This is a genomic window from Streptomyces sp. CRN 30, from assembly GCF_034105845.1.
This window is the reverse complement of sequence record NZ_JAVRHI010000137.1, coordinates 1-8,413: the sequence shown is the minus strand read 5'-3', so window position 1 is coordinate 8,413 and position 8,413 is coordinate 1. Positions and strand designations below refer to the sequence as shown.

Genomic DNA, 8,413 nt, shown 5'->3' with positions numbered 1-8,413 from the left:
GCTGGAGGAGGCCCGGCACGCGCGCCGGGTGGCGGCGGCGCGGCCCGGGCCGGTCTGCGCGGCGGGCCACCAGGAGCTGGCCTCGCACGTGCTGCTGCTGCCGTTCGTCCCGGACGACGTGCGCCGCGCCTTCACCGCCCGCCTGCTGGACCCGCTGCGGGACTACGACCGCCGGCACCGGGCGGAGCTGATCCCGACGCTGGAGGCGTTCCTGGACTCCGACGGCTCGTGGACGCGCTGCGCCGCGCGGCTGCACCTGCACGTCAACACGTTGCGGTACCGGGTGGGCCGGATCGAGCAGTTGACGGGCCGGGACCTGTCCCGTCTGGAGGACAAGCTGGATTTCTTCCTGGCCCTGCGCATGAGCTGAGGTCACGGGGGTGCGCGCCGGACCTCACGCCGCGCTGTCCGCACCCCATGACTATGTGAAATCCTTCACCCACCCCCTTGGCCGGGTGCCGCGATCCATGCTGAGATGCGGCCACCACTCAACGGCTCGACGGTGTGCTTGGGGAGGGCAACGTGGCGTATACCGCCATGTCTGGTACAGGAACGACCGAAGGTGACGATCCACTCCAGACCGCGGTATGGCGGCTGCGCTCGCGGGCCTGCTGGGCCGACGCGGCGGCGCTGCTGACGCCGACCACGCCGGCGGCCTCGCTGCAGCGGGCCGCGCTCCTCGTGGAGCGGTGCCTGTACACCGGGCTCCACTGGGAGGAGGCCGAGGACGCGCTGCGCACGGCCGAGGCGCAGGCCCGCAGCGACGACGAGCGGGGCGCCGCGGCCTGCGAGCGCGGGCAGCTGGCGTACGCGGCGACGGTGCTGGGCGTGCGGGACCGGGCCGACGAGGCCCGGGCCGCGCTCGGCCGGGCGGCGGCGCTGATCACCCCGGGCGCGCCGGGCCGGGCGTTACTGGACTTCCGCCGCGGGCTGCTCGCCGAGAACCTGGCCCACGCCCCGCAGGCCGCCCGCGCCGCCTACCGCCGGGCCCACGCGGGCGCCACCGCCCACGGCGACCCTCTGCTGCTCTCCACCGCCTGGCGGCACCTGGCCGGGCTCGCGCTGCGCGACGGCGAGCTGGCGGAGGCCCGGCACGGGTTCGCCGAGTCCCTGCGCATCCGTGAGGAGCTGGGCTTCCTCGTCGGCACGGCACCCGCGCTGGCCTCCCTGGCCGACGCGGAGACCGAACCGGAGGCGACCCGGCTGCGCGCGGAGGCGACCCGGCTGTTCCGGCTCCTGGGCGGCGTACCGACCTGGCTGGCCGGGCGGCTGGCACCGCCGCCGCCGGCGGCGGTCTGAGGCCGGCCGGGAAGGCCGTGCGGGGGCGCGGGCGGGCGGTCGCGGGGCGCGCTCAGCCGTTCCCGAAGTGCCGTCTCACCAGGCACTCGACGGCTTCCGGGTCCTCGGCGCCCAGCGCGTCCAGGAGGGCGATGTGCTCCGCCGCGTCCGCCATCAGCTCGGCCCGCACGGCGGCCGAGGGGACGGTGGCGCGCGGCAGCTGGGTACGGCGGTGCAGGTCGCAGGCGAGCCGCACCAGCTGCTCGTTGTCCGCGAGGGAGAGCACCGCGCGGTGGAAGGCGCGGTCGGCCTCGCCGTAGGACGCCCGGCAGCCCGAGGAGGCGGCGCGTGCCGTCTCCTCGGCCAGGGGCCGCAGTTCGGCCCAGCGCGCGGCGGGCACCGTACGGGCCAGGCGCTGGATCACCGGCACCTCGAGCAGGGCGCGGATCTCGGCCAGCTCGGCCAGCTCACGGGCGCCCCGCCGGACCACGCGGAAGCCGCGGTTGGGCACGACCTCGACGGCGCCCTCCAGGGCCAGCTGCTGCATGGCCTCGCGCACCGGGGTGGCGGACACCCCGAAGCGCTCGCCCAGCGCGGGCGCCGAGTACACCTCGCCCGGTGTCAGCTCCCCCTCGCCGAGGGCGGCGCGCAGGGCGTCGAGTATCTGCCCGCGGACCGAGGCCCGTTGGACGACCGGGCGGCCGGGACCGTCCACCGGACCCGACCCGGAGCCGTCCGGGCGGGAGCGCGGGAGGGGCGGCTCGGCGTACCCGTGCTCGCCCCGGGCCGGACCGGGACGGGCCGGGTGCGCGGTGTGCGCGCGGGCCTGGGGCAGCACCGCCTGCGGGAGCCCCGCCCCGGCCACGGTGCGGGCCTGCGGGTCACGCGCGCGTGGGCCGGCCTGCTCCACGGATCCTCCTGCGGGGTCGCTGATACGGGGGTGTTCGGTGCCCAAGGGCGTTACCCGGGTTGTTACCGGTCGTAAAGCACCCTAAGCGCACCGAGCGTCAGTTCATATATGGATTACATCAGGTAAGGTGAGGCTTACCTGCTTTGAGATCGTTCGACGACGACTGCGCAACGGGGGTCCCGCATGCCGTTCCCAGCACCGCCCGCACCGGCAGCCTCGCCCGTCGCCGACGCGTACGCCCGCCTCACCGAGGTGTTCCCCGGGCTCGTCGTCACGGAGCTGACCCCCGACGACGCGACCCCGCGGGGCGACGGCTGGGTGGCGGCCGCCCGGCTCGCGGAGGGCGGCGGGGACCTCGACGCGTTCCTCGCCTTCGACGACGAGCAGGTGCTCCGGGACTACGGACAGAAGGCCCGCCCGGACGTCGTCGCGAGCTTCGGACTGCACCGCTACGCCTGGCCGGTCTGCCTGCTGTTCACCCTCCCCTGGTTCCTGGTGCGCCGGGTGCCGCGCTTCCCCGTCGAGGACGTCGCCTTCCACCGCGGGGAGGGCCGGCTGGCCGTGCGCACCGGCACGTTCGCCTGTCTGCCGGACGACCCGGCGGCCGGCCTGCCCGGCGCGCGCGTCGTGCCGGACGAGGACGCGCTGCGGGCCGAGGTGCGGGCGGCCGTCGCCGAACACCTGGAACCGCTGCTCGGCGGCTTCGGCCCGCGCATGCGGCGCCGCGGACGCGCCCTGTGGGCGCTGGCGACCGACGAGATCGTCGAGGGCCTCTGGTACCTCGCCCACCTCCTCGGCGAGGAGGAGCGCGCCAAGCGGGAGCTGGAGCTGCTGCTGCCGGGCGCGACCCGGCCGTACGTGGGCTCCGCGGCCTTCCGCGACCTCACCGGGCCGAACGGCGAGTCGCTGCCCACCCGCGACCGGGCCAGTTGCTGCATGTTCTACACGCTGCGCCCCGAGGACACCTGCGCCACCTGCCCGCGCACCTGCGACACCGACCGCGTCGCCAAGCTGACGGCTCGCGCGGCGGGCTGACGGCACGTCACTTGCGGCCGGGCGGCCTCGGGTCACCTCGGGTCATCCCGCGCGCGCGGGTCCCGTAAGATCATCGCGCGATGCGGGCTACTCGCGGGTTACAAATGCTTCACAACTTGCTCACCCGTCACGGGAACTTTCCCAGGAACCACCCGTACGGGTAGTCTTATTCGCACTCAACTCCCGGCCCTCGCGCGGCAGTTCGAGCAGATTGCCGCCTGGCGCATCCCCTTGCCCTCCCTTGGCGGCCTCTTGCCCCGAAACCCCCCTGAGGCCCGCGGGGATTGGTCCACTATGGCGGGCGTTACGCCCTATCCCAATGCAAGGGACCCGTGATGAGATTGACCGACATATCGCTGAATTGGCTGCTTCCGGGCGCCGTACTGCTCCTGGGGCTGCTGGCGGCGGTGGCGGTGCTGGCGCGCGGCAGGAAGTCCGGGGAGCACGCGAAGACCGAGGACTCCTGGGAGCGCAGCGAGGAGCGCCGCCGGCGCAAGGAGGCCATATACGGCACGGCCTCCTACGTCCTTCTCTTCTGCTGTGCCGCGGTCGCGGCCGCGCTCTCCTTCCACGGACTGGTCGGCTTCGGCCGGCAGAACCTGAACCTGTCCGGCGGATGGGAGTACCTGGTCCCCTTCGGCCTGGACGGCGCCGCCATGTTCTGCTCGGTGCTCGCGGTGCGTGAGGCCAGCCACGGTGACGCGGCGCTCGGCTCCCGGATACTCGTGTGGACGTTCGCGGGCGCGGCCGCCTGGTTCAACTGGGTGCACGCGCCCACCGGTCTCGGTCACGAGGGCGCCCAGCACTTCTTCGCCGGCATGTCCCTCTCCGCGGCCGTGCTGTTCGACCGCGCGCTCAAGCAGACCCGCCGTGCCGCACTGCGCGAGCAGGGCCTCATCCCGCGCCCGCTGCCGCAGATCCGTGTCGTCCGCTGGATACGGGCACCGCGGGAGACCTACAAGGCATGGTCGCTCATGCTGCTGGAGGGTGTGCGCAGCCTGGACGAGGCCGTCGACGAGGTGCGCGACGAGAAGCGCAAGAAGGAGCAGGAGCGGCAGCGCCGCCGCGACCAGGAGAAGCTGGACCGTGCCCAGCTGAAGGCGATCAGCCGCGGTCACCGCGGGGTGCTCGGCCGCGGCCAGCAGGGCCGGCAGGTGGAGGTGGCGACCGTCGAGCGCGCCCCCGCGCCCGCCACCTCGGAGCCTGCCATATCCGCGGAGCAGCTGCCCTCACGTACCCGACCCTCGTTGCAGCCCGTCCGCAGCGGTTCGGACCAGCAGAGGACCGTTGACCTCACCGCGGAGGACGACACACAGGCCCTGCCGCGACTGGACTCCCTGGAGCGCAAGCTCAAGGACCTCGAGCAGCAGTTCGGCTAGACAGGAACGCAGGGGACGGGGGCGCGGCTCGCAGGCCGCGCCCCCGTCCCGTACCCCCCGTCGCGGTCAGACCGCGTCCGCGTCCAGTTCGAACCACACCGCCTTGCCCACCCCGTGGCTCCGCACGCCCCACGCGTCCGCGAGGGACTGGACCAGGAACAATCCCCTGCCGTGCGTGTCGCAGTCGGCGTCCGGTACGCGCAGCCGGGGCCTGCGCGCCACGAAGTCCCGTACCTCCACGCGCAGTCCGTGCGGGGTGACGGTCGCCGTCAGTACGGCGTCGTGGTCGGTGTGGATCAGTGCGTTGGTGACGAGCTCGCTGGTCAGCAGCTCGGCCACATCCGACCTGCCGGGCTTCCCCCAGGTGCCGAGCAGCTCTCTGAGCGCCCGCCGGGCCTCGGCGACCGCACGCAGGTCCGCCTGGGCCAGCCTGCGCCGGAGCCGCCCCGTCCCGGGCCGGTCCGGTGCCTTGTCGGCCGCTGCCTCCACCTTCTCCGCCGAAGAGGTTCCGACCCCCATGGAACCACCCCCTCGTGCCTGCCTCTTCATGACCCCCGCCCGCACGCCGATGCCGAATCCCTCCTGCTCGAACACGTTCACGAGATCCATGCCCGGGCGTGGAACACGGCAGTCATGCTGAATGCTCAACCACTCCGCGTAGGCGTTCGAACGCACTCCGTCAAGCCGAACGGCCGCTCGACGTGGAAGCGGTCCCACCTGCCGGTAGAGCGATGACGAACGGGGTCGAACGGGGCATTACGGGTATCGCCGGGCCACCGCGCCGACCGCGCCCTCGGGTTCCCCACGTCCAGGCACGTCTGCCGCTCCGGCCGTACCCGACCAGGCCCCGGGGGCCAGGCCGGCCGGTGAGCGCCTCCCACGAGGTGGGTCAGCCAGGCGCGGGGCACGGCTCCGCGCCGTACCACGGAGGAGACCCGCCCGGCCGGGTACATGACACAGGCCCTCAGGGCCTCGGCACGTTCCGCAGGTTGGAGCGGGCCATCTGGAGCATCCGGCCGACGCCGCCGTCCAGCACGATCTTCGACGCGGACAGCGCGAACCCGGTCACCATGTCCGTACTGATCTTCGGGGGGATGGACAGGGCGTTGGGGTCGGTGACGATGTCGACGAGCGCCGGGCCCTTGTGCCGGAAGGCCTCCTTCAGGGCGCCGGCCAGTTCCTTCGGCTTCTCCACGCGGACGCCGTACGCCCCGCAGGCACGGGCCACGGCGGCGAAGTCGGGGTTGGTGTTGGCGGTGCCGTGCGAGGGGAGCCCGGCGACCAGCATCTCCAGCTCGACCATGCCGAGCGAGGAGTTGTTGAACAGCACGACCTTGACCGGCAGGTCGTACTGCACGAGCGTCAGGAAGTCGCCCATCAGCATCGAGAACCCGCCGTCGCCGGACATCGACACGACCTGCCTCTTGCGGTCGGTGAACTGGGCGCCGATCGCCATCGGCAGCGCGTTCGCCATGGAGCCGTGCGAGAAGGAACCGATGACACGGCGCCTGCCGTTGGGCGAGATGTAGCGCGCGGCCCAGACGTTGCACATGCCGGTGTCGACGGTGAAGACCGCGTCGTCGGCGGCGACCTCGTCGAGGACGGACGCCACGTACTCGGGGTGGATGGGGGTGTGCTTCTCCACCTTCCGCGTGTACGCCTTGACGACGCCCTCCAGCGCGTCCGCGTGCTTCTTGAGCATCTTGTCGAGGAACTTGCGGCTCTTCTTGGCCTTCACCCGCGGGGTGAGGCAGCGCAGCGTCTCCTTCACGTCGCCCCACACCGCGAGGTCCAGCCGGGAGCGCCGGCCGAGGACCTCCGGGCGTACGTCGATCTGCACGATGCGGACGTCGTCGGGGAGGAAGGCGTTGTACGGGAAGTCGGTGCCCAGCAGGATCAGCAGGTCGCACTCGTGGGTGGCCTCGTAGGCGGCGCCGTAGCCGAGGAGGCCGCTCATGCCGACGTCGTAGGGGTTGTCGTACTGGATCCACTCCTTGCCGCGCAGGGCGTGCCCGACCGGCGACTTCACCTTCCCCGCGAACTCCATCACCTCGGCGTGCGCGCCCGCCGTGCCCGCGCCGCAGAAGAGGGTGACCTTGCCCGCCTCGTCGATCATCTCGACCAGCCGGTCGATCTCCGCGTCGCCGGGACGGACGGTGGGCCGGGAGGTGACGAGGGCGGTGTCGGCGGCCTTCTCCGGGGCCGGCTCGCCCGCGATGTCACCGGGGAGCGAGACCACGCTGACGCCGGACTGCCCGACGGCGTGCTGGACGGCGGTGTTCAGCAGCCGCGGCATCTGCTTCGGGCTGGAGATCAGTTCGCTGTAGTGGCTGCACTCGGCGAACAGCCGGTCCGGGTGGGTCTCCTGGAAGTAGCCGAGGCCGATCTCGCTGGAGGGGATCTGGGAGGCGAGGGCGAGGACCGGTGCCATGGAGCGGTGGGCGTCGTACAGCCCGTTGATGAGGTGGAGGTTGCCCGGGCCGCAGGAGCCCGCGCACGCGGCCAGCTTCCCGGTGATCTGCGCCTCCGCACTGGCGGCGAAGGCGGCGGTCTCCTCGTGGCGGACGTGGACCCAGTCGATGTCGGAGTGGCGGCGGACGGCGTCGACGACCGGGTTGAGGCTGTCGCCGACGACGCCGTAGAGGCGCTCGACTCCGGCACGGACGAGGATGTCGACGAACTGCTCCGCTACATTCTGCTTGGCCATGGCTCTCGTGTGCCCTTCGGTCTCCTGAAGATCCCTCGCGGATCCCGCGGAACCCGCGGATCCCTCCGGGTCCATGAAGGCACACGCGGGTCGCTCATGCCTCCCAGACGGCGACGGCCGTCCGGTCGTCGGCGTACCCCTTCACCCGCACCTGTGCGTCGGCGAGGAAGACGGCCGGATCCGGCGGCTTCGCGCCCGCCCAGCGGTCCGCGAGGTGCGCGGCGAGCCGGGGTTCGCCGCGCAGCGGGTCGGCGAGGCCCGCGCCGCACAGCAGGAGCGTGTCGCCCGGGCGGGCGACGGAGGCCCGGAAGCGGAAGGGCTCTCGGGAGGACGTCCCGCCCCCCGCCGGGTGGTCCCCTGCCGGGAGGTGGGCGGAGTACGGGCTCGGCGGCGTCGCGATGCCGAGGTCCATGGTCAGGCGGTCGCCCCGGGGCGTCCCGGGCGGCAGCGAACCGAAGCCCATCACCGGCTCGCCCGCCGCCGCCTCGGCGATCCGCGGCTCTATGTCCTGCCACTCCTCGTCCCGCAGCCGGAACAGCCCGCCGGCGCCCATGCCGAAGAACACGCGGGTACGGCACTCCGGGTCCCCCGGGAGCAGCAGGCAGCGGAGGCCGGCCGTGTACTCCTCCGGGTCGAAGCCCTGTTCGACGGCGCTGGCCCGCAGCCTGCCGAGGCTGCGGTCGGTGAGCCGGTGCAGGCCGGACTTGAGGTCGCCGCGCCGGGCCTCGCGGATGTCCTCGGCGAGCCGGGCGTGGTGCCGGCCCACGGCCCGCCCGATCCACCGGCACGCCTCGGCCGCCGCCCGGTGCGCGCCCGGGACGGAGCGGGCTCCGGTCGCCACCGCGACCAGGACGAGTGCCTGCTCGCCGCTGCCGAACCGGGCGGTGAGCAGCGACTCCCGGCGCGGCTCGCCCCGGAACCGGGCCGAGTCCCCGCGCACCGAGGCCGCCCGCAGGGTGTACGTCCCGTACCGCGCCCCGTCCAGCACGGTGTCCGCGACGAGGTCGTCGAGGTCGTCCGGGTCGGCGGCCGGCAGCGCGCCCGGCTCCCCGTCGTAGGTGGGCGGGCGGGGCCCCAGGTGGGTGGGGGCGGTGGGGCGGGGGC

General features: G+C 73.5%; 8 protein-coding genes. 4 read left to right on the top strand and 4 right to left on the bottom strand.

The window, feature by feature from the left end; genetic code table 11:
* Both UW392_RS13155 and UW392_RS13150 read left to right on the top strand, forming a co-directional pair.
* Window positions 1-370 (top strand): PucR family transcriptional regulator (locus tag UW392_RS13155; RefSeq protein ID WP_320775126.1); only part of this gene is annotated, 370 nt, incomplete at its 5' end.
* Between the two features lie 152 nt (window positions 371-522).
* Window positions 523-1,299, top strand: coding sequence for a hypothetical protein (locus tag UW392_RS13150; RefSeq protein ID WP_320775125.1), 777 nt, complete (start codon window positions 523-525; stop codon window positions 1,297-1,299).
* A 52-nt stretch (window positions 1,300-1,351) separates the two neighbouring features.
* Here UW392_RS13150 and UW392_RS13145 read toward each other — a convergent pair whose 3' ends face one another.
* A complete protein-coding gene (locus UW392_RS13145) occupies window positions 1,352-2,188 on the bottom strand; it encodes a GntR family transcriptional regulator (RefSeq protein WP_414496036.1) in 837 nt (278 codons plus the stop codon).
* A 183-nt stretch (window positions 2,189-2,371) separates the two neighbouring features.
* Between UW392_RS13145 and UW392_RS13140 the strand changes: the two genes are divergently transcribed.
* Window positions 2,372-3,223, top strand: coding sequence for a (2Fe-2S)-binding protein (locus UW392_RS13140; protein WP_320775124.1), 852 nt, complete (start codon window positions 2,372-2,374; stop codon window positions 3,221-3,223).
* Window positions 3,224-3,558: 335 nt separating this feature from the next.
* Window positions 3,559-4,602, top strand: a complete 1,044-nt coding sequence (locus tag UW392_RS13135; protein ID WP_320775123.1) for a DUF2637 domain-containing protein — start codon at window positions 3,559-3,561, stop codon at window positions 4,600-4,602.
* A gap of 66 nt (window positions 4,603-4,668) precedes the next feature.
* On the opposite strand, the gene UW392_RS13130 is transcribed toward UW392_RS13135, so the two are convergent.
* The 3 genes from UW392_RS13130 to UW392_RS13120 all read right to left on the bottom strand — a co-directional run bounded on the left by UW392_RS13130 (window position 4,669) and on the right by UW392_RS13120 (window position 8,387).
* Window positions 4,669-5,151, bottom strand: a complete 483-nt coding sequence (locus UW392_RS13130; protein ID WP_414496039.1) for an ATP-binding protein — start codon at window positions 5,149-5,151, stop codon at window positions 4,669-4,671.
* A gap of 415 nt (window positions 5,152-5,566) precedes the next feature.
* Window positions 5,567-7,309: a pyruvate dehydrogenase gene (locus UW392_RS13125; RefSeq protein WP_320775122.1), complete on the bottom strand. Its 1,743-nt coding sequence runs from the start codon at window positions 7,307-7,309 to the stop codon at window positions 5,567-5,569.
* Window positions 7,310-7,403: 94 nt separating this feature from the next.
* Window positions 7,404-8,387, bottom strand: coding sequence for a protein phosphatase 2C domain-containing protein (locus UW392_RS13120; RefSeq protein ID WP_320775127.1), 984 nt, complete (start codon window positions 8,385-8,387; stop codon window positions 7,404-7,406).
* Window positions 8,388-8,413: the final 26 nt, after the last annotated feature.

Excerpts from the sequence above, each read along its gene's own strand:
- UW392_RS13130 (WP_414496039.1), bottom strand. The coding sequence starts at position 5,151 with ATGAAGAGGCAGGCACGAGGGGGTGGTTCCATGGGGGTCGGAACCTCT.
- UW392_RS13140 (WP_320775124.1), top strand. The coding sequence starts at position 2,372 with ATGCCGTTCCCAGCACCGCCCGCACCGGCAGCCTCGCCCGTCGCCGAC.
- UW392_RS13135 (WP_320775123.1), top strand. The coding sequence starts at position 3,559 with ATGAGATTGACCGACATATCGCTGAATTGGCTGCTTCCGGGCGCCGTA.
- UW392_RS13125 (WP_320775122.1), bottom strand. The coding sequence starts at position 7,309 with ATGGCCAAGCAGAATGTAGCGGAGCAGTTCGTCGACATCCTCGTCCGT.